The organism is Achromobacter sp. GbtcB20 (assembly GCF_019091095.1).
Taxonomy (GTDB): Bacteria; Pseudomonadota; Gammaproteobacteria; order Burkholderiales; family Burkholderiaceae_B; genus Achromobacter; species Achromobacter mucicolens.
In genome coordinates this window covers 324,226-348,041 of sequence record NZ_JAGXJZ010000004.1, presented here as the reverse complement: position 1 = coordinate 348,041, position 23,816 = coordinate 324,226, and the positions used below count along the sequence as shown (strand labels likewise).

Sequence of the window (23,816 nt, the reverse complement as noted above, 5' to 3'; positions counted from 1 at the left end):
GAACCCGGGCGCATTCCCTGCGAAGGCGCCCGTCCGAACACTTTCGCCGCCAGGCGGCATTAGGACAATGATGGTTTCGACCTTGAATGATCTGACCACGGCCCTGCGCGAGGGCCGCAGCACCTCCGTCGCGTTGACCGAAGCCGCACTGGCGCGCGCGCAGGATCCGGCGGGCGAGGGCGCCCGCGCGTTCACCAAGCTTTATGCCGAGTCCGCGCTGGCGCAGGCGCGCGCGTCCGACACGCTGCGCGCGGCCGGCATCGTGCGGTCCGCAATCGAGGGGCTGCCCATTAGCATCAAGGACCTGTTCGACGTCCAGGGCGAAACCACGATGGCCGGTTCCGTGGCGCGCGAAGACGAGCCCGCCGCCGAAGAGAGCGCCGAGGTCGTGCAGCGTCTGATCGCAGCCGGCGCCGTCATCATCGGCCGCACCAACATGACCGAGTTCGCGTATTCGGGCCTGGGCATCAATCCGCACTACGGCACGCCGCTCAATCCGTATGACCGCGCCACTGGCCGCATTCCGGGCGGCTCGTCGTCCGGGGCGGCCGTGTCGGTTGCCGACGGCATGGCCGTTGCCGGGATCGGATCGGACACGGGCGGTTCCGTGCGCATCCCCGCCGCGCTGTGCGGCCTGACCGGGTTCAAGCCCAGCGCGTGGCGCGTGTCCATGCAAGGCGTGCTGCCGTTGTCGGCAAACCTGGACTCCATCGGTCCCATCGCCGCCAGCGTCCGTTGCTGCGCTGAGCTGGACGCCATTCTGTCGGGCGATGCAGGGCCGTTGCCGCAGGCGTTGCCGGTGCGCGGCCTGCGCCTGGCCATCCCGACGACGTTGGCGCTGGATGCCATGGACAAGCACGTGTCGGACACCTTTGCGGCGGCCGTGCAACGCCTGGAAGCGGCCGGGGCCTTGGTCGACCGGATCGAGATTCCGGAGTTCGCCGAGCTGGCTTCCATCAACAGCAAGGGCGGCTTCACGGCCGCCGAGGCCTGGGCCTGGCACCAGGACCTGATCGCGCGTGCGGGCAAGCGTTACGATCCGCGCGTGGTGTCGCGCATCATGCGGGGGCAGGACATGTCGGCGGCCGATTACATCGCGCTGCTCGATGCGCGCGAGGCCTGGGTCGCGGCGGTGGACCACCGCATCGCCGGCTACGACGCGCTCATCATGCCCACGACGCCCATCGTGGCGCCGCCGGTGGCGGACCTGCAGGCATCGGACGAGGCTTACTACGCTGCCAACGGTCTCATCCTGCGCAATCCCACCCTCATCAACTTCCTGGATGGCTGCGCGCTGTCCCTGCCTTGCCACGCAGCGGGCACCGCGCCCGTGGGCCTGATGATCGCGGCCAGCAATGGCGCGGACCGCCGTGTGCTGGGCATCGGCTTGTCCGTGGAAGACCTGTTCGCCGGCCGCTGACCGGCAATCTTTTCGCAACGAGAGAATGCATGCCTGACGTAGATAACGTTAGAACCAGCCTGGCGCTTGCGCGTCAGGCGCGGCTGGACGCCCGCAGCGGACGCCTGACGGGCCCCACGGCGAATCTGGCGCCGGGACACGTGCAGGCCAACCTGGCGATCCTGCCGCGCGCCCTGGCGGCGGACTTCCTGCATTTTTGCCAGCGCAACCCCAAGCCGTGCCCCTTGCTGGCCATGTCCGAGCCCGGCGACCCGGCGTTGCCGGAGCTGGGCGCGGACATTGACATCCGCACCGATATTCCGCGATACCGGGTCTGGAAAGACGGTGAGCTGGTGGCCGAGCCGACGGACGTGCGCGACCTGTGGCGCGACGATCTCGTGTCGTTTCTCATCGGCTGCTCGTTCTCGTTCGAAGAGGCGATGCTGGACAACGGCTTGCCCGTGCGCCACATCGAACAGGGCAGCAATGTGCCCATGTACCGCACCAACATCGCGACGCAGCCCGCAGGCGTATTCGGCGGTCCGCTGGTGGTGTCGATGCGGCCCTTGAAAGCCGCCGACGCCATCCGTGCCATTCAGGTCACGTCGCGGTTCCCGTCGGTGCATGGCGCGCCCGTGCACATCGGCGACCCGGCGCTGATCGGCATCGCGGATATCGGCAGCCCCGATTACGGCGATCCCGTCGAGATCCGGCCGGGCGAGATGCCGGTCTTCTGGGCCTGCGGCGTGACGCCGCAGTCGGTGGTGGCGGCGGTGCGCCCCGAGTTCTGCATCACGCATGCGCCCGGGCACATGCTGGTCACCGACCTGATCAACAGCCGCATGGCGGTGTTCTGATCCGAGCCGGTCGCGGGGGTCTGCGACCGGCCCTCCGCTACCGGCCCTCCGCCTCCGGTCGTCCGCCACCGGCCCTCCGCTACCGGCCGTCCCCCCTCAGCGCGTGAGCATCAAGGCTTTGACGCGCTGGTCATAATCGGGCGGAAACGTCCAGAATCGCATTCCTTCCTGCGTATAGCCCTCTTGCAGGCCGCGTTCGGCCGGGGCCTTGTGCCACAGGAACTGCATCAGCACGTCGCTGCTGACCCAGGCGTTGCCGAACCAGAAACTGTGCGCGCGGCGGTTCAGGTCCGGAATGGCCCGGGGATCCACCCAGATCATGTCGAAGTTCAACTGCTGCGAGGCGGCGTTGATGAAGGCGACCTGCTCATTGGTCAGGTCGTCGGCGCTGGGCCGGCCCGCGCGGGACGCGCGCTGGTGGCGCGCCGCAAAGCGCAGGGCGCGGTCGTCCAGGTTGGCGCCCAGGCTGACGCGTTCGGTCAGGTCGATGTATTGGCGCAGGTCGGTGACGAAGCGGTACGTGTCTTCGTCCGGGGCCGCGAAATAGATCTGCCCCAGCCGCAAGCGTGCCCGCAGCGCCTCGCGTGTCTCGCCGTGCTTCGGCTGGGCCAGCGTCGCGAGTCCTTCACTGGCAATGCGCGCACCGGCGCTGAAGGCAAGCACGTTGATGTGCTCGGCGTTCGTGTTGCGCGCAAGCAGCGCGATCAGACGCGCGAATGCGGGCACGGATTCGCGCGCCGCGCGCACGTCCGTGGCATAGGCGAGCAGGCTGGCCGCCGACGGCCACAGAAACACCAGCACCACGGCCTGCCGTCCCGTGAAGTGATGGAACTGCGCGGCCTGCGCGGTGCCGCGCCATACGGCGTTGTTGAAGCCATGCACGTAGATGATCAGGTCGCGGTGCCGGCTGACCGCCAGGGCGTCGTTGATGAGCGCGAAGTAAGCCTGCGCTTCGGGCGAGCTTTCCGCGTCAGTTTGCGGGCCTAGCGCAACCAGCTCTTCCATGCGCTCCAGGCTGAGCACGGGCCGGCCGCGCTGGCTGTCCGAGGTGGACAATTGGCGCAACTGATCCCAGTCCAATGTGCCGTCGCCGATCTGCACCTTGGCCACGCCCAGGCGCAGCGTGTCGCTCGGAAAGATCGAATAAAAGGGTTGGCGCGATTCGAGAAAGACGGCGCGGTTGGTGGCGTACAGCAGGGGGATGGCGGTGGTGTCGGCCGCGGCCTTGTGCGCGAAGGGATCGACCTGGCCGGTCGTGAATTTGACCGGCGTGGGCATCAGCTGCACCGGCGATGAACAGGCCGCCAGCAGCACGCTGACCGTCACCGCCATGGCCGTCCATGCCGTCCGCCGCAGGCGGTCAAGCGGGACAAGCGTGACAAGCGCGCAGGCATCGAGAAGACTCATACGGCGGGCCCGGTTCATGGTGAGGAAGCGGCGCCGCGGGGGATGAACGCGCGGGGCCCGGGACATTCCACGGAAAACGGCAAGGCACGCGTGGGATTGTCGCCGTGGTCCAGGCGGCGATCAAGGGGGAGGGGGGTGTCTGACACCCTTGGAAGACGGCGTTACATGGGTGTCAGACACGTCGGGGGTTAGAAGATGTGCCTGAACCCCACCGCTGCGCCAAGCTGGTTGCTCTTGCCAGCGATTTCGCCGCTGGCGGCGTCGCTGACCTTGTTCCAGTCGACGGTGCCGTACAGTTGGGACCGCTTGGACAGCGAGTATTCGGCGACGGCGACCAGCGCGTAGCGTTTGCCCTTGTCGCCTTCCACGACCACGTTCTCGCTGCGGTCGTAGTAGGCCGCGCCGGTGATGGCCCAGCGCGGGGTGGCTTGCCAGGTCACGCCGGCGAAGTAGCCGTTGTCCTTGCGGTCCAGGCTGGCGGTGGTGGTGCCGCCCATGACGCCATTGACCCAGCCGGTTTCGTCGCGGCCGTTGAAGTAGCCCGCGAAGACCTTGGCCGATTCGAATTGGTAGGACGCGTTCAGGTTCCAGGCGCGCTGGCGTTCGTCGGAATCGGTGGCGGCGTAGGTTTGCTGCCAGGCCGCGCCCAGGCCGAGCTGGCCGATCGTGTAACGCAGGCTGGCGCCGTACTGCTGGCCGGCCTTGCGGTCGCCCCAGTCTTCGCCGTTGGCCCACGACGCCACGACGGACAGGTTGCCGAACGTGTTGGCGTACTTGGTCATGTTGTTGGTGCGCACGCGCGACATGGCGGCGGGCAGCCAGGCGTTTTGCTCGTAGTTGCCGACGGTCAGCGGGTCGAAGTAGTCGGCCAGCAGGTCGAACATGGGCGTGTTCTGCAAGCCCAGCGTCAGCGTGCCGATGCTGCCGCCGTCCAGGCCAACGTACGCCAGGCGGCTGAACGCCTTGGACGGATCGGAACCATTGCCGTTCTGCAGATTGATGCCGTTCTCCAGGCGGAAGAAGGCGCGGTTGCCATTGCCCAGGTCTTCCGAACCGCGCAGGCCCCAACGGCTGTTGGAGATGGCGCCGTTTTCCATGCTGATGCGGCTGCCGTCTTGCCCAACGGCGCCGGAACTGGTGCTCAGGTAGCGGATGCTGACGTCGGCGATGCCGTACAGGGTGACGCTGGTTTCAGCGTTGGCCGCGGCGGCCAGGCCCAGGCCGGCTGCCGCCAGCGAGAGGGTGATGCGTTTCATGTTGGACTCCTCCAGGTGTAGCTGATTTATGGTTGCGCCGCGCTTGTGGCGAGGCTTGCCGCGCCCGGCGATTTGCCGGACGCCTGGCCACTGCACCGCCGCCGTGAATGGGCGCGGGTCCGGAGCAGCAGCCAGCGTTGCAGTGGTGCGTCCTGCCGGTGCCGCACAGGAACGCCTGGGGATTCTAAGTAAGTTGCCGTGCGCGGAATATCGAAAAGATTCGGCGTTTTCCCGGGTTTACAGTCCGGCAAGCGCGCACCGCCTGAATAACGGACGGACGGAAAAGAAAAACCCCGTTCGCGGAACGGGGTTTCTGTGGCGTTGGCGCGACGTTACAGCGTCATGTGCAGCGGCAACCAGGTGGCGATGCCGGGGGCCACATAAAGCAGCAGCACGGCCAGGATCATGAGGAAGAACATCGGCAGCGAGGCGCGCGCGATGTAGGGCAGTTCACGCCCGCTCATGCCGGACAGCACGAACAGGTTGAACCCCACCGGCGGCGTGATCTGGGCCATTTCCACCACGAACACGATGAAAATGCCGAACCAGATCAGGTCGATGCCGGCGGCTTGCACCGTCGGCAGCAGCACGCCCATGGTCAGCACCACGATCGAGATGCCGTCCAGGAAGCAGCCCAGGATGACGAAGAACACCATCAGCGCCATGACGAGGCCGAACTGCGACAGGCCAAGTCCGCCAATCCATTCCGCCAGCGCCCGAGGCAGGCCGATGTAGCCCATCGCCAGCGTGAGGAACTGCGCGCCCGCCAGGATCAGGGCGATCATGCAGTACAGGCGCGTGGCGCCAAGCAGCGACTGCTTGAAGGTGGATCCGTTCAATGACCCCTGCAACGCCGACAGGATCAGCGCGCCCACCACACCCACGGCCGCCGCTTCCGTGGCGGTGGCGATACCGGTGTAGATCGATCCCAGGACCGCGCCGATCAGGAGCAGCACGGGAATAAGATGGCGCGAGCGCGATAGCTTCTCCATGAAGCTCAGGCCGGGATCCGCCGCCGGCACTTGACCGGGATTGCGGATGGCCCACCAGGCGATGTAGCCGCTGAACAGCAGCGCAAGCAGGATGCCCGGAAGGATGCCAGCAATGAACAGCTTGGCGATGGACACGTCCGCCGCCACGCCGTACACGATCATGATGATCGAGGGCGGGATCAGCAGACCGAGCGTGCCGGCGCCTGACAGCGTGCCGAGAATCTTTTCCTCGGGGTAGCCGCGGCGCGTCAGCTCGGGAATGGTCATCTTGCCGACCGTCGCGCACGTCGCGGCCGACGAACCCGACACGGCCGCGAAGATGGCGCAGCCGATCACGTTCGTGTGCAAGAGGCGTCCGGGCAGCCGGTTCAGCCAGGGGGCAAGGCCTTTGAACAGGTCTTCGGAAAGCCGCGTGCGGAACAGGATTTCGCCCATCCACAGAAAGAGCGGCAGGGCGGTCAGCGTCCAGCTGGACGAGGCGCCCCAGATCGTGACGGCCATGGCGTCGCCCGCCGGGCGGCTGGAGAAGATCTCCATGCCGATCCAGGCGGTGCCCGCCAGGGTCAGGCCGACCCAGACCCCGCAGCCGAGCAGGACGAAGATCGAGACGACCAATAAGGTGATGACGAGAAGTTCATTCATGGGTTTGCTGCGAGGTTGCGGCGGCGACGCCGCGCGAACGGCGGACCAGTTCGTCGACGAGTGCGATGAAGAACAGGATCGTGCCCACGGCCATGGTCGTTTGCGGGATCCAGAGCGGCGTGGCGTCGTTCGACGTGGAAATGTCGTTGAACAGCCAGGAGTCGTAGGTGAGCTTGACGCTGAAGAAGGCGAAGGCGGCGGCCAGCAGGCAACCCACGGCCAGGGCGAAGATGTCCAGCCGGCGGCTGCCAGCGGGATTCAGCGAATTGAGCAGCAGCGTCACACGGATGTGCTCGCCGTGCTTGAACGTGCTGGCCAGCGCAAGAAAGCCCGCGGCGGCCATGAAGTAGCCGGCATAGGCGTCAGTGCCGGGAATGTTGAAGCTGAGCTGGCGGGCGATGATCGCCGCCAGCACCGAGACGAGTACACCTATCGTGCACAGGCCGGCCAGAAGGCCGGCCGCGCCGTACAGGTTATCTAGAAAACGGCGCATGGCGATATCACTGCTTCTTGTAGGCGTCGATCATGGCCTGGCCGTCCGCGCCGGCCTTCTTGAGCCAGTCGTCCAGCATGCGCTTGCCGATCACGCTCAGGCCTTCCTTGAGCTCAACCGTGGGCTGGATGGTTTCCATGCCGTTCTTGGCCAGTTCGGCCTGATACCACTTGTTCTTTTCCTGCGACAGCTTCCAGCCGCGCTCTTCGGCTTGCGCGGCAGCCTTCTTGAGCGCTTCCTGCGTGGCGGGGTCCAGCGCGTCAAACGCCTTCTTGTTGACGATGATGGCGTTCTTGGGCAACCAGGCCTGGGTGTCGTAGAACTTCTTGATGTACTCGTACGTCTTGGTGTCGTAGCCGGTGGACGCCGACGACATGTACGAATCGATCACGCCGGTGGCCAAGGCCTGCGCCAGTTCGGCCTGCTGCACGGTGACGGGCTGGGCGCCGACGAGTTCGGCGATCTTGGCCGTGACCGGGCTGTAGGCGCGCCACTTCAGGCCCTTCATGTCGCTGATCTGCTTGATGTCCTTGTTGGCGAAGATGCCTTGGGGCGGCCATGCCACGGCGTACAGCAAGGTCATGCCTTGCGAAGCCAGCTTCTTTTCCAGGAACGGCTTCTGGGCCTGGTACAGCTTGAACGATGCGTCGTAGCCGGTGGCCAGGAAGGGCAGGCCGTCCAGTTCGTAGATCGGGTCTTCGTTGGCGAAGTTGGTCAGCAGGATTTCGCCGATCTGAGCCTGGTTGCCTTGCACCGCGCGCTTGATTTCCGGCGCCTTGTACAGCGAGGCATTGTTGTGCAGCGTGATCTTGAGCTTGCCTTGCGACAGCGAGTCGACGTCCTTGATGAAGGTCGTCAGGTTCTCGACGTGGAAGTTGCTTGCCGGGTAGGCGCTGGGGAGGTCCCACTTGGTCTGGGCCTGTGCGCCCGCGCTGAATGCCAGGACGATGCTGCCGGTGAGCAGCGAGATTTTCTTGTACATGGTGGTCCTTCTTTGCGAATGGTGAAGTCGGGTCTGACCCGATAGGCATTGCGAAAAAAAGCATGCGCGGCGCGGCATCGCGCCGCCCGAGCGCCGTGCCATTCTATGTTGCTGTGCGGTAACAAAGCGCGGGAAATCGGCGTTTTACGGGTAATTCCTAGGAAGGGAATGTTGTTCATTGGTTGAAGGTTCAATGACGCCGAGAGGTCCGCGCCTGGTGCGGTGCTCAGACCGGCTGTCAGCGTGTTTTTCTTCTAAGATTGCGGGATCGATGACGCGCCGAAGAGGGTCGTGTGAATTTCGTTTTTCGCCGTGATGAATTGCTGGTCGAGATGTCGTCCAGTGTGTTGCCGGATTCCGCGTTGTGTGAACGCATCGGGCTTGGCGCCTCGGCCTTGCAGCCGGTCTGGATGCAGGCGGGGTCGCCGTATCGCACGGTCTGTGTCGACCCCGGCCTCGAAGCGCCCGAGGGTTACGCCTTCAAGAAGCTGCGCTCGCTGTTCGGCGTGTTCGACGACGAAGGCATGGCGCTGGCCGGCCGCGCCTATCAAATCGCCGAATGGGCGCGAACCCACCGGTTCTGTGGCGCTTGCGGCACGCCTGCCGAGCGTGTCGCGCACGAATTCTGCCTGCGCTGCCCCGCGTGCGGCCTGTCCGCATACCCGCGCATCTCGCCGGCGATGATGGTGCTGATCCGCAAGGGAGACAGCATCCTGCTGGCGCGTCACGCCAACGCGCCGACTGCCCGCTACACCGCGCTGGCCGGCTTCGTCGAGCCCGGGGAAAGCATCGAGCAGACTGTCCATCGCGAGGTCTTCGAAGAGGTCGGGTTGAAAGTTGGCAACCTGCAGTACTTCGGCAGCCAGCCCTGGCCGTTTCCGCATTCGCTGATGGTGGCGTTCACTGCGGACTACGTCTCTGGCGACATCCGGGTCCAGGAAGACGAAATTGCAGACGCCCGCTGGTTCGGGCCGGGCGACGCCATGCCCGAGATCGCGGCGCGCATTTCGATTGCCGGCTGGATGATCCGGGCCAATCTGCCCATGGGGTGGAACGCGCCCTGACGGCTTCACCGCGACCTTAATCGCTAGGGGTATTCCCTCGAAACGAGGGATTTTTTGCCGTCCGCTGCCATTTTTTATTGATGAAATATAGATAAATTATTAGTATTTCATCCACTTAATCTTCGCTTGCGCCCTTATGAGCCCCACCTTGATAGCGTCGTCGGCACATCTTGCCGGCGGCAGCGCGCCCGATCTTTCCGAAGTGGAATTCGGGCTCATGATCGCCAGCCACGCCTTCGACCGCTGGACGGTGCGATGCATGGCGGCGGCGGGTCTGCCCGACCTGACGCCCACCGACGTGATGGTGTTCCACCATGTCTACCATCGTGAGCGTCCGAAGAAGCTGGCCGATATCTGCTTCACGCTCAATGTCGAAGACACCCATATCGTCAGCTATGCGCTCAAGAAGCTGGAACGTCTTGGCGTGGTGCGCGGCGAGCGCAGTAGCAAGGAAGTCTTCTACAGCGTCACCCCCGAAGGCGCGGCGATCTTGAAGCGCTATGGCGAAATCCGCGAGCAATGCCTGACCGCCGGCCTGGACGGCCCGGGCGGGGGCGGTCTTGAATTCAGCCGGCAACTGGCGCACACGCTGCGCGCGCTGTCCGGCCTGTATGACCAGGCGGCCAGGGCCGCGACCTCTCTCTGAATCCAACATCCGGGGCAGGGCCCCGATTCATCCGCAACCCGACCGCGGCCGAACGCGCTGCGGCGGTCTCTTGTTTTCGAGGATACCTATGAAGTGGCAATTCTGGATTGACCGTGGGGGCACCTTCACCGACATCGTGGCGCGACTCCCCGATGGCACGACCACCACGGCGAAGATGCTGTCGGAAAACCCCGAGCAATACCGCGATGCGGCCGTTGCCGGCATCCGCAAGCTCCTGGGCATCGCGCCCGGACAGCCCGTGCCCGCCGATCAGGTCGAGTGCGTGAAGATGGGCACCACGGTGGCCACCAATGCGCTGCTCGAGCGCAAGGGCGAGCGCACCTTGCTGGTCACCACGCGTGGATTCCGCGATGCCTTGCGCATCGCCTACCAGAATCGCCCGCGGCTCTTTGACCGCAACGTGCTGCTGCCCGAGATGCTGTACGAATCCGTCGTCGAGGCGGACGAGCGCGTGGCGGCCGACGGCGAAGTGATTCGTCCGCTGGACGAAGCCGGCCTTCGCCGTGACATGCAGGCTGCGTTCGACAGCGGGATCCGCGCGGTGGCCATTGTGTTCATGCACGCGTGGCACGCCACCGGCCACGAACAGCAGGCCGCGCGCATCGCCGCCGAGATCGGATTCACACAGGTGTCCGTGTCGCACGAGGTCAGCCCGTTGATCAAGTTCGTCTCGCGCGGCGACACGACCGTGGTGGACGCGTATCTGTCGCCCATCCTGAAGCGCTACGTGGACCAGGTGGCCGGCGAACTGCCCGGCATCCGTCTCATGTTCATGCAGTCCAGCGGCGGCCTGACCGATGCCCACCGTTTCCGCGGCAAGGACGCGATCCTGTCCGGGCCGGCCGGCGGCATCGTCGGCATGGTTCGGACCAGCGAAATCGCAGGCTTTCCGAAGGTGATCGGCTTTGACATGGGCGGCACGTCCACCGATGTGTCGCACTATGCGGGCGAGTTCGAACGCGAATTCGAAACCCAGGTGGCCGGCGTGCGCATGCGCGCGCCCATGATGAGCATTCACACCGTCGCGGCCGGTGGCGGCTCCATCCTGCATTTTGACGGCGCGCGACTGCGCGTCGGGCCCGATTCCGCGGGCGCCAATCCGGGCCCGGCGTGCTATCGCCGCGGCGGCCCGCTGGCCGTCACGGACTGCAACGTGCTGCTGGGCAAGATTCAACCCGAATTCTTCCCGAACGTGTTTGGCCCCGAGGCAAACGAGCCCCTGGACCGCGACGCCGTGGTCGAACGCTTTTCCGCCATGGCCGCCGACGTGCTTGCCGCCACCGGCCGCGAGATGTCGCCGGAGCAGCTGGCCGAGGGCTTTCTGCAGATCGCGGTGGGCAACATGGCCGAAGCCATCAAGCGCATCTCGGTGCAGCGCGGCCACGATGTGACCGAATACGCGCTGACCGTGTTTGGCGGCGCGGGCGGGCAGCATGCCTGCCTGGTCGCGGATGCGCTGGGCATGACGACCGTCTTTGCGCACCCGCTGGGCGGCGTGCTGTCGGCCTATGGCATGGGCCTGGCGGATCAGACGGACATGCGCCAGAAGACCGTCGAAAAGGTGCTGGACGCGTCCCTGATGGGCGAACTGAAAGCGGAACTGGATGTACTGGCAGACCAGGCGGTCGGCGAACTGCGCCGCCAGCATGTGGCCGAGGCGGACATCTCCGTGCAGCGCCGCCTGCACCTGAAGTATCGCGGCACCGACACCGCGCTGGAAGTGGCCTTCTCGGATCTGGCGCAGGCGCGCAGCGATTTCGAGGCGGCCTATCGCCAGCGCTATTCGTTCCTGATGCCCAACCGCGAGCTGGTGGTCGAGACCATTTCGGTCGAGGCCACGGGTGGCGGCGAGCGCGTGGGCGAAGCGGCCACGTCGCGTACCCGCGAAGGCGCGCTGGCGGCCCGCCGCGTGGTCAGCATGTACAGCGCGGGCGCCTGGCGCGATACGCCGCTATACGTGCGTGAAGACATGGCTGGCGGCGACGTGGTCGCGGGACCGGCCATCATTTCCGAGCCCAACCAGACCACGATCGTGGAACCGGGCTGGCAGGCCGAGCTGACGTCGCAGGATCACTTCGTGATCCGCCGCGTCGAGGCGCGTCCCGAGCAGCGCAAGGTCGGCACGCAGGCCGACCCCGTCATGCTTGAAGTGTTCAACAACCTGTTCATGTCGATCGCCGAACAGATGGGCTACCGCCTGCAGAACACGGCGTACTCGGTCAACATCAAGGAGCGGCTGGACTTCTCCTGCGCCATCTTCGACGCGCAGGCGCGCTTGATCGCCAACGCGCCGCACATGCCCGTGCATCTGGGTTCCATGGGCGAATCGGTGCGCACGGTCATGAACGCCAACGCCGGCAAGATGCAGCCGGGCGACGCTTACGTGGTGAACGACCCGTACCACGGCGGCACGCACCTGCCTGATGTCACGGTGATCACGCCGGTGTTTGACAAGGCGGGGCGCGAGATCCTGTTCTACGTGGGATCGCGCGGCCACCATGCCGATATCGGCGGGACCACGCCGGGCTCCATGCCGCCGGACTCCAAGACGGTCGAAGACGAAGGCGTGCTGTTCACGAACTTCCAGCTCGTCAAGAACGGCGAGTTCCGCGAAGAAGCCGCGCGCGAGATCCTGGGGTCGGGCCGCTGGCCGGCGCGCAATCCGGACCAGAACATCGCCGACATGCACGCGCAGATCGCCGCCAACGAAAAGGGCGTGCAAGAGCTGTTGCGCATGTGTGATCACTTCGGCCTGGAGGTTGTGCGCGCCTACATGGGCCACGTGCAGGACAACGCCGAAGAGGCGGTGCGTCGCGTGATCTCGGTGCTCAAGGACGGCAGCTACGAGTACCCGCTGGACAACGGCGCGGTCATCCGCGTGGCGGTGCGTGTGGATACCGAGGCGCGCAGCGCCGTGGTGGATTTCACGGGCACGTCGCCGCAGCTGGACAACAACTTCAACGCGCCCGGTGCGATTGCCGTGGCCGCGGTGCTGTATGTGTTCCGCACGATGGTCAATGACGATATCCCGCTGAACGACGGCTGCCTCGTGCCGCTGACCATCATCCTGCCCGAAGGGTCGATGCTGCGCCCGAACCCGCCCGCTTCGGTGGTCGCGGGCAACGTGGAGACCTCCATGTGCATCGTCAACGCGCTGTACGGGGCGTTGGGGGTGCTGGCCGCCAGCCAGGGCACGATGAACAACTTCACGTTTGGCAATGCGCGTCATCAGTACTACGAGACCATTTCGGGCGGCACTGGCGCCGGTCCGGTCCGTATCGACGCGGCCGGTCCGCACGACGAGGGCTTTGCCGGCACGTCGGTGGTGCAGGCGCACATGACCAACTCGCGCCTGACCGATCCGGAAGTGCTGGAGTTCCGATTCCCGGTGCGTCTGGAGTCCTACGAGATCCGCAAGGGCTCGGGCGGCGCGGGCCGGTATCCGGGCGGCGACGGCGGCGTGCGCCGCATTCGCTTCCTGGAAGACATGACCGCGGCCATCCTGTCGAACAACCGGCGTTATGCGCCGTTCGGCCTGGCCGGCGGCCAGCCGGGCGCCATGGGACGCAATACGGTTGAACGCGCGGATGGCACCATCGAAGAACTCGGTCCCCAGGACAGCGCGCAGCTGCGGCCGGGCGATGTGTTCGTCGTGGAAACGCCGGGGGGTGGCGGCTACGGCGCGCAGTAATGCCCGCCGCGATGTCCGGTCCCGTTCATTCGGGATCGGACATCACGTCCAGCGCGATATCCGCGCGCGCCTTGCGGTCGTAAACACGCAGGACGACGGCCTCATCGGTGATTTCGAACATCGCAGTGGCCAGCGTGTTCTCGTCGTCGGGGTCGTCCTTTGCCGTGCGCAGGATCGGCAAATGGCCCTGGGTATCGAGCAGGGCGGCAAGCATGTCGGCGTGGGTCGATTCCGGCAACCACCCATCCACCAGGCCTTCGATCCGGTTCTGCCGCGCCCGCGACGAGTCGGTCACGAGCTGCGCCTGGCCACGCGTGGCGGCGTGCACCATGTGATTGGCATGGCCGTAGCGCCGGCCGACTTCCTGGATGGACACCGATCCCGGCGTCACCTCGGCGCTGAGCACGCGCGCATCTCCCGCCGCGCCCAACAGATGATGAAATCCGCCCGCGTGGGGCTGCTCGCGCAATAGCGTCACGGCCTCGTCCAGCGTCGTGCAGTCCAGGACGGCTCGCGCCAGGAACATGCGCGGCACGCCCGCATGCCGCTGCCGGGTACGCAGGTTGTTGATGGTTTGCACCAGGCCCGCGCGGTTGGCGGCAAAGGTGTGGCCGGGCAGAGAGCCCGGGTAATAGAAGCTCAGATAGCCGGGCGCATCGTCCAGCGCGACATCCACCAGGTGGCAGCGGCCATACAGAAAGGGATCGCCGTCCTCGTTGTGGCCGATCCAGCGCGATCCGTCTGCCGCCCGCATGGCGACCGACGTGCAGCCATCCGTGGTGCTGTGCAGCAGATCGCCCCGGCAATGCCATAGCAGCACGTCGCTGACCGGCATGCGCAAGCCTTCGGCCAGGCCTTCAAGTTCTTCCCAGATCTGCGGCATGGCGGCCTGCGCCTGTTGGGCCAGGTCATCGACGAACGGGTGGCCGCGCCACGGGCGCAGGGCGCTCCAGGTGCCGCTCTGGTCCAGATAGGTCCCCATGATGGGGCGGGCCAGCTTGCCCAGCGCCAGGCCGACCTGGCGGCGGTTTCCAGCGATGCGCACATACTTGTAGGCCATCGAAAACCTCCGGATGTCTCGCGGATTGTAAGGGGTCCGCCACCCGCCGGGGCGTGGATTGTTGCGTTAAGATCGTCGGTAAGTTGCGCTGGCGATCCCGGCGCGACCCAGGAATCATGCCCTTACAACAAGCCCGGGGTGCCCTGCGCTCCCCAAGAGGAGAGTTTCATGATCAAACGTAAAGTCGCCGCCGCAATGGTGGGCCTGTCCCTGACCCTGTTCGGCGCCACTTCCGCCGTCCAGGCCCAGGGCAAGGAATTGGTGGTGGCCACCGATACCGCTTTCGTGCCGTTCGAATTCAAGCAGGGCAACACTTACGTCGGGTTCGACGTGGACCTGTGGGCGGCCATCGCGAAGGAACTCAACCTCAAGTACAAGCTGCAGCCGATGGACTTCGCCGGCATCATTCCCGGCCTGCAAACGAAGAACATCGACGCCGCGCTGGCCGGTATCACGATACGCGACGATCGCAAGAAGGTCATCGACTTCTCGGATCCCTACTACGAAAGCGGTCTGGCCATCCTGGTCGGCGAAAAGAATACCGACATCAACGACGCCAAGTCCCTGTCCGGCAAGACCGTTGCGGTCAAGACCGGCACGGCGACGGTGGACTTCCTGAAGGCGCAGGTGCCCGATGCCAAGCTCAAGCTGTTCCCGAACATCGACAACGCCTATCTCGAACTGGCAACCGGCCGCGTGGACGCCGCCGTGCACGATACGCCCAACGTCCAGTATTACGCCAATACCGCGGGCAAGGGCCGCGTGAAGGTGGTCGGCTCGGTCAAGAGCGGCGACTTCTACGGCATTGCGTTCCCCAAGGGCAGCGAACTGGTGCCCGAGGTCAACAAGGCGCTCGCCACGCTGAAGGCCAACGGCGAGTACGACAAGATCTACACCAAGTGGTTCGGCAAGAAGCCCTGACCGGCGCGGCAAGCGGCATTTTCTACGGACGCGCCGCCTGAACCGCGGCAAGGGCGCGGCGACAGCCGCCACCCTTGCCGCGGGCGCGTCCGCCATGATGTGGGCGCGCCCGCGCGCGCCATTGGGGGAAGATCGTGGAGTTTGACTGGGCTGTCATCGAGGACGCGTTACCCAATCTGCTGACGGGTACGCTCATGACCATCAAGATCACCTTCTGGGGCCTGGCGGGCGGTTTCCTGCTCGGCGCGCTTTCGGGCGTGACGCGGGCCTACGGAAACGCGGTGCTCTCGGGCATCACGCAGGTGTACGTCGCGGTCATCCGCGGCACGCCGATCGTGGTGCAGGTCATGTTCATCTACTTTGCGCTGCCGCTGTTGGCGGACATCCGGGTGGACGCCGAATTCGCGGCGATCGCCACCCTCATCATCAACTCGGGGGCGTACATCTCGGAAATCGTGCGCGGATCGCTGCTGTCGGTCCACAAGGGACTGAAGGAAGCAGGGCAGGCAATGGGCCTGCCCTTTTACAAGATCCTGCTGCACATCATCGGGCCGGTCGCCTTCCGGCGCATGATTCCGCCGCTGGGCAACCAGTGCATCATCAGCCTGAAGGATTCTTCGCTGTTCATCGTGATCGGCGTGGCGGAGCTGACCCGGCAAGGGCAGGAAATCATGGCCAGCAATTTCCGGGCGGTCGAAATTTGGTCCGCGGTGGCGATCATCTACCTGATCCTCACGGGCTTGATGGCGTTGACCCTGCATCTGGTCGAAAAGAGGATGCGCATCATATGAGCATGGTTGAATTTCATAACGTCACCAAGCGCTTTGGCGACTCGACGGTGCTGAACGACATCTCGCTCAACATCGATGCCGGAGAGGTCGTGGTGGTGGTCGGGCCCTCCGGGTCGGGCAAGTCCACTTTCCTGCGCTGCATCAACGTGCTGGAGACGATCAACGACGGCGATCTGCTGGTGGATGGTCTCAGTGTGAAGGGCGATGCGGCGACGGTGCGCGAGATCCGGCGCGAAGCCGGCATGGTATTCCAGCAGTTCAATCTGTTCCCGCAGATGACGGCGCTGGAAAACGTCATGTTCGGACCCATCCATACCCGCGGCCAGAGCCGCGCCGAGGCGCGCGAGCTGGCCGAGAGCCTGTTGGCCAAGGTGGGCCTGGCCGAACGCATGAAGCACTATCCGGCCGAACTCTCAGGCGGGCAGCAGCAGCGCGTGGCCATCGCCCGCGCGCTGGCCATCATGCCCAAGCTGATGCTGTTCGATGAGCCCACGTCCGCGCTGGACCCCGAGCTGCGCCACGAGGTGCTCAAGGTCATGCGCGATCTGGCCGAGGAGGGCATGACGATGGTGGTCGTCACGCACGAGATGGAATTCGCGCGCAAGGTCGGCAGCCGGCTGATCTTCATCGACGCAGGCAAGATCGCGCACGACGGACCGCCGGAAGAATTGCTGAGCAATCCGCCCAGCCAGCGTCTGAAAGACTTCCTGCAGCACGTGACCTGAAAAGAAAAAGGCGTCCGGTTTGTGGCCGGACGCCTTTTTTCTTGGGGTCACGCGTCAACCCTTCACGCGGACGATCTTCTGCACTTGCGGCACGTGCCGGATGGCTCGGATGACCTGCGCCAGGTGCTTGCGGCTGTCGACCTGGATGGTCAAGTGCAGCGACACGGTGGCGACGGCGTCGTCGTGCATCGTGACATGCACGATGTTGGCATCGGCCGCGGTGACTTCCGCCGCCAGCCGGCCCAGCACGCCGCGTTCGTTGCGGGTGACGATGTCCAGGCGCGTGGCCAGATGCTTGGCCGTTTGCGCATCCCAACCCACGTTGATCCAGCGCTCGGGTTCGCGCAGGCGCTGGCGCAACGCGACGGGGCAATCGGCCGTGTGCACCACCAGCCCATGACCCATGCGCATGCCGGCCACGATCGGGTCGCCCGGCAGCGGGCCGCAGCAAGGCGCAAGTTGCACCGCCTGGCCTTCGTTGCCCTGGATCAGGATGGGAGCGCTGCGTGCCGAGGTCAGTTCGTCCACCGCGGCCGCCGTGGTGGCGACAAGCTGGTGTTCCGGCGCGAAGCGGCGGGCAACCACCGCGGCCAGCCGCTTGCCCAGGCCGATGTCGGCCAGGATTTCCTCGCGCGAGCTGGCGCCGGTGCTGCGCGCCAGCTTTTGCCAGCCGGGGTCGTCGGTGGCGGGCAGCGGCATGTGCAGTTCCTGCATGGCCTGGGCCAGCAACCGTTCGCCGAAGGCCACGGACTCTTCGTACTTGACCGTGCGCAGGTAGTGGCGGATTTCCGAGCGCGCGCGGCCCGTGCGCACATAGTTCAGCCATTGCGCATTGGGACGCGAGGCTGGCGACGTGACGATCTCGACGGTGTCGCCGCTGCTCAGTTCGGTGCGCAGCGGCACGAATTCGCCGTTGACCTTGGCCGCGACCGCCTGGTTGCCGATGTCGGTGTGGATGGCGTAGGCAAAGTCGACGGGCGTGGCGCCCCGGGGCAGGGAAATGATCTTGCCGCGGGGCGTGAACACGTACACGGCGTCCGGGAACAGATCGACCTTGACGTGCTCGAGGAATTCGCCGGAATCGCCGGTCTGGCTCTGGATGTCCAGCAGCGACTGCAGCCACTGGTGCGTGCGCTTTTGCAGGTCATTGAGCGTCAGGTCCGCGCCCTTGTACAGCCAGTGGGATGCCACGCCTTCCTCGGCGACATGGTGCATGTCGCGCGTGCGGAACTGGAATTCGACCGGGGTGCCGTAGGGGCCGACCAGCGTCGTGTGCAGGGACTGGTAGCCGTTCACCTTGGGGATGGCGATGTAGTCCTTGAACTTGCCGGGCACCGGGCGGAACAGCTGATGCAGGGTGCCCAGCGCCAGATAGCACTCGGGCAGCGTATGGACCACGATGCGGAACCCGTAGATGTCCAGCACGTCCGAGAAAGACTTCTTCTGGTCGACCATCTTGCGGTAGATGCCAAACAGGGTCTTCTCGCGGCCGCTGACCTCGGCTTCGATCCCGGCGGCCGGCAGGGCGGCGCGCACGGAATCGGCGATCTTGGTGATGACCTCGCGGCGGTTGCCGCGCGCCGCCAGGACTGCCTTGTACAGCACCTGGTAGCGATTCGGGTACATCGCGGCAAAACACAGGTCCTGCAGCTCGCGGAACAGCAGATTCAGGCCAAGCCGATGCGCGATGGGCGCATAGATATCCAGCGTTTCGCGCGCGATGCGGCGGCGCTTTTCGGGATTGACCGCGTCCAGCGTGCGCATGTTGTGCAGGCGGTCGGCCAGCTTGATGAGGATGACGCGCACGTCGCGCGCCATCGCCAACAGCATTTTCCGGAAGCTCTCTGCCTGTTGCTCGGCCTTGGTGGCGAAATCCAGGCGATCAAGCTTGGACAGGCCATCGACCAGCTCTGCGACTTCCGGCCCGAATTTCTCGGCCAGTTCGTGCTTGGCGATGCCCTGGTCTTCCATCACGTCGTGCAGCAGGGCGGCAGACAGCGCGTTGACGTCGAGCTTCCAGCCTGCGCAGATTTCGGTGACGGCGATGGGATGAGAGATGTAGGGCGAACCGCTGGCGCGGAATTGCCCAAGATGCGCCTGGTCCGCGAAGCGATAGGCTTCGCGCACGCGCTCAACATCGTTCTTGTCGAGATAGCTGCCGATGATTTCGGTCAGCGGCGCCAGCGAAGCGACCGGAGATCCGGTCGCGTCCGCCGCTTCTTGCGCGGCGACGGACGGTGGTGTAGGGGAATTCTTGTCTTTCTTGCCCGTGCGGCGCCCGAGACGGGAGCCGGCACGCAGTGCGGCAAGCAGACCAGATGAAGCGTACTTCAGCCCGGGAAAAGCCATGCTTGCAGCCCCCCGGCGCGTATCAGGTGGGAACTTTACGCAGCATTTCAACGCCGGTGAGGCCGCCAGCGATTTCGCGCAAGGCAGTGACCGTGGGCTTGTCTTTGCTGTCCAGGCGCGGGGCGTGGCCTTGCGCCAATTCACGGGCGCGGTACGTCGCGGCCAGCGTGAGCTTGAAACGATTGGGGATTTGATTCAGACAGTCTTCGACAGTGATGCGAGCCATTAGGTCACCTGGTGCTGATGGATGATGGAGAGAATGCGTTCGGCTCAGTGTTCGGCCGGGATGCCAAGTTGCGCAAACAACTCGGCGTGGCGGGCGGCCTGAGACGAAAAGCGCAGCCGTGCGGCGCTGACGATTTGGGTCAGCTCCGACAGGGCTACGCTAAATTCTTGATTAATAATAACATATTCGCATTCAGGCGCGTGGGCGATTTCGCCGCCTGCCGCCATGAGCCGGCGGGCAATCACGTGCGGCTCATCCTGGCCGCGCGCCTTCAGGCGGCTTTCGAGCTCGTCGATGGACGGCGGCAGCACGAAAATGCCGATCGCGCGGGGAAAACGCTGCTTTACCTGGCGCGCGCCTTGCCAGTCGATTTCCAGGAGCACGTCGCGTCCCTGGGCGGTGGCCTCGTCGATGCGGTCGCGCGGGGTGCCGTAGAAATTGCCGTGGACCTCGGCCCATTCCAGCAGGTTCTGGCCTTCACGCATGCGCTTGAAATCGTCCAGCGACACAAACCGGTATTCGCGGCCGTCTTCCTCGCCGGGGCGGGGGGCGCGCGTGGTGCAGGAGATGGAAAGCAGGATGGAGGGGTCTTGGGCAAGCAGGGCCTTCACGAGGCTGGACTTGCCGGCGCCGCTGGGCGCGACGACCATGAAGACGTTTCCGGGAGTGGCGTGCATGAATGAATGTGACCGGCGTGTGATGCTGAGACTCGAAGAATAGCAAATCGCGCGGGTGGCCGCGCGCGCCGGAATGTTGAAAGTGTGTTGCGCTTGGAACCTTCGCTTGCAGCATCCGTAAAGCGATTCGGGTAGGATTTCGCGCATTCATAAGACGGAGAATCCGATGAACACGAACGAGATCGATCCGCCCCGCGTCGCCCTGGTCACGGGCGCCGGTACCGGCATAGGCCGCGCAGTCGCGCTGGAATTCCTGGCGCAGGGTTACCGGGTCGTGCTGGCTGGCCGTCGGCGCGAGCCGCTGGAGGCGACCCGCACGGCGGCGGGCGAGGACGGGTTGCGGGCGCTGGTCGTGCCCACGGACGTGTCCGACGAGCAGGCGGTCCGCGATCTCTTCGACACCGCCCAGCGCGAATACGGCCGCCTGGATGTGCTGTTCAATAACGCGGGGCGGGGCGCGCCGGCCGTGCCGATCGAGGAATTGCCGGTTGCCGTGTGGCGCGAGGTCGTGGACACCAACCTGACCGGCATGTTCCTGTGCGCGCAGGCGGCCATCCGCATCATGAAGGCGCAGCATCCGCGCGGCGGCCGCATCATCAATAACGGCTCGATTTCGTCGCATGCGCCCCGGCCGTTCTCCATCGCCTATACCGCCACCAAGCATGCGGTGACGGGGCTGACCAAGTCGATTTCCCTGGATTGCCGCCCGTACAACATCGCGTGCGGCCAGATCGACATCGGCAACGCCGCTACTGAAATGACCGAGCGCATGGCCGCGGGCATCCTGCAGGCGGACGGCAGCACCAAGGTGGAGCCGCGCATGGACGTCGCTCACGTGGCGCAGGCGGTAGCCGCGATGGCCCGTCTGCCGCTGGATGCCAACGTGCAGTTCATGACGCTCATGGCCACCAACATGCCCTTCGTGGGCCGGGGTTGAACCGGCTGGGCGGCACGCTTGGCCAGGACGGCCAGGCACGAGAACGCCGGCATGCGCATGCCGGCGTTTTTTTTGATCTCCCCCGGCGCCGGTCAGACGCCGTCCAACCGTCCCGCGCTTAGCGCGAGGCTTGGGCCAGCAACTGCTTGGGAGGGGTATCCAGGTAGGCGCGGGCGCCCAGGTAGCGCTTGGACCAGTAGGCGGTCTTCATGTCGTCCACCCGGACTTTCGTGCCGCGGCGCGGCGCGTGGACGAACTTGTTCTGACCAATATAGATGCCGACGTGGGACGTCACGCCGCGTCCGCGGGTGGCAAAGAACACCAGGTCGCCGGGGCGCAATTCCTTCTTGGCCGAGACGGTCTTGCCTTCGCTGCGCTGGGCGCGCGCGGTGCGGGGCAGCTCCAGGCCGGCGATTTCACGGAAGACATACAGGACGAGGCCGCTGCAATCGAAGCCGTCGGCATCGTCGCCGCCCCAGCTGTAGGGCGTGCCGATCGCCTCCAGGCCGGCCTGCACGACGCGTTCGCGCAGCGTCAGGACCGTGGGCTCTTGCGCCAGGCGCAGGCCGCTGAGGGTGGGACGGGCTTGTTCGGCGGCCAGCGAGGCGTGGGCGGCGCCGGGAATCCAGGACAGCGTCAGGGCCAACAGGGGCGCTGACAGAAATGCGGGCGTGCGGAATTGGGTAAAGCGAAACTTTCGCGTGGGCGGCGTCATTACGTCACTTCAAAAAATCGGAGTGGGCGGCATGGCTTTGCCTTGATAGGCAAGCCGGCGGAAAGGGGAGCGGTTTACAGGCGGAACGCAAGAAACGCCTCATGATTATAGTGTAATAATGTTTCATTACATTTGTAGTGCAATGCAGCATAATCCGCCACCCGCTGTTACCGCACGCCCACCGCGCGACGTAACAGCATCGTCAGTTCTGGCGCGTGCGCGGCTGGGCGGCGGCGATGCGCCCGCCAATAACGTCGCATGACATTTCAATGCCCATCGCCTCGGGCATAATCGACCGCATCGGCCCAGCGGCGTTGCCGCCGCGCGCGGCCGAGGATGCAGGCAAGACAAATAAGAAGGCGGAGTAAAGCTCAATGATGAACGCAGTGCACCCTTTGTCCTCCATGAACCGGCCCGAGGCCTTGCCCTTCGAACCCTTCCAGGACGCCGTGTCCGCCGTCGACCGGCTGGTTGAAATCTATGCGCGCAACACCGCGTTCCTGCGTACCGCGTTCCGCGAGGTCCTGAAAGGCACCGGCAACGGCAGCGCGCGATTCCGCGCCTACTATCCGGCCATCCGCATCGTGGTGGAAACCTACGACCCCATCGACACCCGGCTTTCGTATGGCCACGTGGCCGAACCGGGCTACTACCAAACTACTGTCACCCAGCCGGCGCTGTTTCGCGACTACCTGATCGAGCAGGTCGGCCAGTTGTTGCAGAACCATCGGGTCGCGGTCGAAGTGGGCGAGTCCGATTCGCCGATTCCGCTGCATTTCGCCTTTCCCGAGGGCGCCTACGTGGAGGGCGAGCACCTCGAGGCGCTCAAGCGTCCGCTGCGCGACCTGTTCGACGTGCCGGACCTGGCGGTCACGGACGATGCCATCGTCAATGGCTCGTGGCGCGGCAAGGACGGCGAGCCCAAGCCGCTCGCGCCGTTCACCGCGCAGCGCGTGGACTATTCGCTGCACCGGCTGCAGCACTACACCTCTACCGCGCCGACGCATTTCCAGAATTTCGTGCTGTTCACCAATTACCAGTTTTACGTGGATGAGTTCTGCGCCCGGGCCCGCGCCCTGATGGCCAGCGGCAACGAAGACTATGAAATGCTGGTCGAGCCCGGCAACCGCATCACGCGGCGCGGCGAAAGCGGTCCTGGCGATGAAGTCCAGCCGGTGCGCCTGCCGCAGATGCCCGCCTATCACCTGGTGCGCGGCGATCATTCCGGCATCACGCTCGTCAATATCGGCGTGGGGCCGTCCAACGCCAAGACAATCACCGACCACATCGCCGTGCTGCGCCCGCACGCCTGGCTGATGCTGGGCCATTGCGCGGGCCTGCGGGATTCCCAGCGGCTGGGCGACTATGTCCTGGCGCACGGCTACGTCCGGGAAGACCATGTCCTGGACGACGATCTGCCCACCTGGGTGCCGGTCCCGGCGCTGGCGGAGGTGCAGGTGGCGCTGGAGCAGGCGGTCGAAGAAGTGGCCGGGCTGTCCGGGTGGGACTTGAAGCGCATCATGCGCACGGGCACCGTCGCCACAATCGACAACCGCAACTGGGAGTTGCGCGACCACGTCGATCTGGTGGAACGCTTTGCGCAGTCACGCGCGATTGCGCTGGACATGGAATCGGCCACCATCGCGGCCAACGGCTTTCGTTTCCGGGTGCCTTACGGCACCTTGCTGTGCGTGTCCGACAAGCCGTTGCACGGCGAACTGAAATTGCCAGGCATGGCCAGCGCTTTCTACCGGCGTCAGGTCAACCAGCATCTGGAGATTGGCATCCGGGCGCTGGAGCGCCTGCGCGACATGCCGCCCGAACGCCTGCATTCACGCAAGCTGCGCACGTTCATGGAAACAGCGTTTCAATAAAGGGGCCGCTGCCGGAAGGCTGAACGGCTGATCCGTCCCCCGCAGCCTGCGATTTTTCATGTCGGGGCCGATTGCGCTATTCTCGCGCGTT

The 23,816-nt window shown here is 65.3% G+C and carries 21 protein-coding genes; 10 read left to right on the top strand and 11 right to left on the bottom strand.

Features of this window, described 5'->3' with window-relative positions:
- The first annotated feature begins 70 nt into the window (after positions 1 to 70).
- Together KVT32_RS09000 and KVT32_RS08995 are read left to right on the top strand one after the other, a co-directional pair.
- Positions 71 to 1,420 carry an amidase gene (locus KVT32_RS09000; protein WP_217618071.1) on the top strand — a complete coding sequence of 450 codons (1,350 nt, stop codon included), beginning with the start codon at positions 71 to 73 and terminating at the stop codon, positions 1,418 to 1,420.
- Between the two features lie 29 nt (positions 1,421 to 1,449).
- The gene (locus tag KVT32_RS08995) at positions 1,450 to 2,256 is read left to right on the top strand and encodes a putative hydro-lyase (protein ID WP_056317425.1); all 807 of its coding nucleotides are present in this window, start codon (positions 1,450 to 1,452) and stop codon (positions 2,254 to 2,256) included.
- A 96-nt stretch (positions 2,257 to 2,352) separates the two neighbouring features.
- Here the strand turns inward: KVT32_RS08995 and KVT32_RS08990 are convergent, their stop codons facing one another.
- The 5 genes from KVT32_RS08990 to KVT32_RS08970 form a co-directional block, all read right to left on the bottom strand.
- Positions 2,353 to 3,663, bottom strand: a complete 1,311-nt coding sequence (locus KVT32_RS08990; protein ID WP_217618056.1) for an alpha/beta hydrolase — start codon at positions 3,661 to 3,663, stop codon at positions 2,353 to 2,355.
- A 188-nt stretch (positions 3,664 to 3,851) separates the two neighbouring features.
- Positions 3,852 to 4,919, bottom strand: coding sequence for a porin (locus KVT32_RS08985; RefSeq protein WP_217618055.1), 1,068 nt, complete (start codon positions 4,917 to 4,919; stop codon positions 3,852 to 3,854).
- Between the two features lie 332 nt (positions 4,920 to 5,251).
- Positions 5,252 to 6,553, bottom strand: a complete 1,302-nt coding sequence (locus KVT32_RS08980; RefSeq protein WP_217618054.1) for a TRAP transporter large permease — start codon at positions 6,551 to 6,553, stop codon at positions 5,252 to 5,254.
- A complete protein-coding gene (locus KVT32_RS08975; RefSeq protein WP_056317434.1) occupies positions 6,546 to 7,046 on the bottom strand; it encodes a TRAP transporter small permease in 501 nt (166 codons plus the stop codon). The genes KVT32_RS08980 and KVT32_RS08975 overlap by 8 nt, the downstream gene beginning before the upstream one ends.
- Before the next feature lie 7 nt (positions 7,047 to 7,053).
- Positions 7,054 to 8,028, bottom strand: coding sequence for a TRAP transporter substrate-binding protein (locus tag KVT32_RS08970; protein WP_056317437.1), 975 nt, complete (start codon positions 8,026 to 8,028; stop codon positions 7,054 to 7,056).
- A gap of 293 nt (positions 8,029 to 8,321) precedes the next feature.
- On the opposite strand from KVT32_RS08970, the gene nudC reads away from it, so the two are divergent.
- The 3 genes from nudC (at position 8,322) to KVT32_RS08955 (ending at position 13,450) form a co-directional block, all read left to right on the top strand.
- Positions 8,322 to 9,092: an NAD(+) diphosphatase gene (nudC, locus tag KVT32_RS08965; protein WP_217618053.1), complete on the top strand. Its 771-nt coding sequence runs from the start codon at positions 8,322 to 8,324 to the stop codon at positions 9,090 to 9,092.
- Between the two features lie 136 nt (positions 9,093 to 9,228).
- Positions 9,229 to 9,738 (top strand): winged helix DNA-binding protein, encoded by a 510-nt coding sequence (locus tag KVT32_RS08960; RefSeq protein ID WP_056317441.1) that lies wholly within the window; start codon positions 9,229 to 9,231, stop codon positions 9,736 to 9,738.
- An 88-nt stretch (positions 9,739 to 9,826) separates the two neighbouring features.
- Complete coding sequence (locus KVT32_RS08955; protein WP_217618052.1) at positions 9,827 to 13,450, top strand: hydantoinase B/oxoprolinase family protein; 3,624 nt, start codon at positions 9,827 to 9,829, stop codon at positions 13,448 to 13,450.
- 25 nt (positions 13,451 to 13,475) lie between these two features.
- Here KVT32_RS08955 and KVT32_RS08950 read toward each other — a convergent pair whose 3' ends face one another.
- Entirely contained in the window at positions 13,476 to 14,510 is a 1,035-nt protein-coding gene (locus KVT32_RS08950; protein WP_217618051.1) for a C45 family peptidase, read from the bottom strand.
- 168 nt (positions 14,511 to 14,678) lie between these two features.
- Here KVT32_RS08950 and glnH point away from each other — a divergent pair, with 168 nt between their 5' ends.
- The 3 genes from glnH (at position 14,679) to glnQ (ending at position 16,947) form a co-directional block, all read left to right on the top strand.
- Positions 14,679 to 15,431 (top strand): glutamine ABC transporter substrate-binding protein GlnH, encoded by a 753-nt coding sequence (gene glnH / locus KVT32_RS08945; RefSeq protein ID WP_152384360.1) that lies wholly within the window; start codon positions 14,679 to 14,681, stop codon positions 15,429 to 15,431.
- Between the two features lie 134 nt (positions 15,432 to 15,565).
- On the top strand, positions 15,566 to 16,222 hold the full coding sequence (gene glnP, locus KVT32_RS08940) for a glutamine ABC transporter permease GlnP (RefSeq protein ID WP_056317451.1): 657 nt from the start codon (positions 15,566 to 15,568) through the stop codon (positions 16,220 to 16,222).
- Positions 16,219 to 16,947, top strand: a complete 729-nt coding sequence (glnQ, locus tag KVT32_RS08935) for a glutamine ABC transporter ATP-binding protein GlnQ (protein ID WP_152384361.1) — start codon at positions 16,219 to 16,221, stop codon at positions 16,945 to 16,947. The genes glnP and glnQ overlap by 4 nt, the downstream gene beginning before the upstream one ends.
- A gap of 54 nt (positions 16,948 to 17,001) precedes the next feature.
- Here glnQ and KVT32_RS08930 read toward each other — a convergent pair whose 3' ends face one another.
- The 3 genes from KVT32_RS08930 to gmk are packed head-to-tail and all read right to left on the bottom strand — an operon-like array spanning position 17,002 to position 20,199.
- Entirely contained in the window at positions 17,002 to 19,296 is a 2,295-nt protein-coding gene (locus KVT32_RS08930) for a bifunctional (p)ppGpp synthetase/guanosine-3',5'-bis(diphosphate) 3'-pyrophosphohydrolase (protein WP_056317456.1), read from the bottom strand.
- A gap of 22 nt (positions 19,297 to 19,318) precedes the next feature.
- Positions 19,319 to 19,522, bottom strand: a complete 204-nt coding sequence (rpoZ, locus tag KVT32_RS08925) for a DNA-directed RNA polymerase subunit omega (protein WP_006219679.1) — start codon at positions 19,520 to 19,522, stop codon at positions 19,319 to 19,321.
- Positions 19,523 to 19,566: 44 nt separating this feature from the next.
- Positions 19,567 to 20,199, bottom strand: coding sequence for a guanylate kinase (gene gmk / locus KVT32_RS08920; protein ID WP_081101052.1), 633 nt, complete (start codon positions 20,197 to 20,199; stop codon positions 19,567 to 19,569).
- 166 nt (positions 20,200 to 20,365) lie between these two features.
- Here gmk and KVT32_RS08915 point away from each other — a divergent pair, with 166 nt between their 5' ends.
- Positions 20,366 to 21,136, top strand: a complete 771-nt coding sequence (locus KVT32_RS08915; protein ID WP_056317463.1) for an SDR family oxidoreductase — start codon at positions 20,366 to 20,368, stop codon at positions 21,134 to 21,136.
- 118 nt (positions 21,137 to 21,254) lie between these two features.
- Here the strand turns inward: KVT32_RS08915 and KVT32_RS08910 are convergent, their stop codons facing one another.
- A complete protein-coding gene (locus KVT32_RS08910) occupies positions 21,255 to 21,851 on the bottom strand; it encodes a C40 family peptidase (RefSeq protein WP_056317465.1) in 597 nt (198 codons plus the stop codon).
- Between the two features lie 202 nt (positions 21,852 to 22,053).
- Positions 22,054 to 22,257: a hypothetical protein gene (locus KVT32_RS08905; protein ID WP_217618072.1), complete on the bottom strand. Its 204-nt coding sequence runs from the start codon at positions 22,255 to 22,257 to the stop codon at positions 22,054 to 22,056.
- On the opposite strand from KVT32_RS08905, the gene KVT32_RS08900 reads away from it, so the two are divergent.
- Entirely contained in the window at positions 22,226 to 23,725 is a 1,500-nt protein-coding gene (locus KVT32_RS08900; protein WP_369818494.1) for an AMP nucleosidase, read from the top strand. The genes KVT32_RS08905 and KVT32_RS08900 overlap by 32 nt on opposite strands.
- Positions 23,726 to 23,816 lie beyond the last annotated feature (91 nt).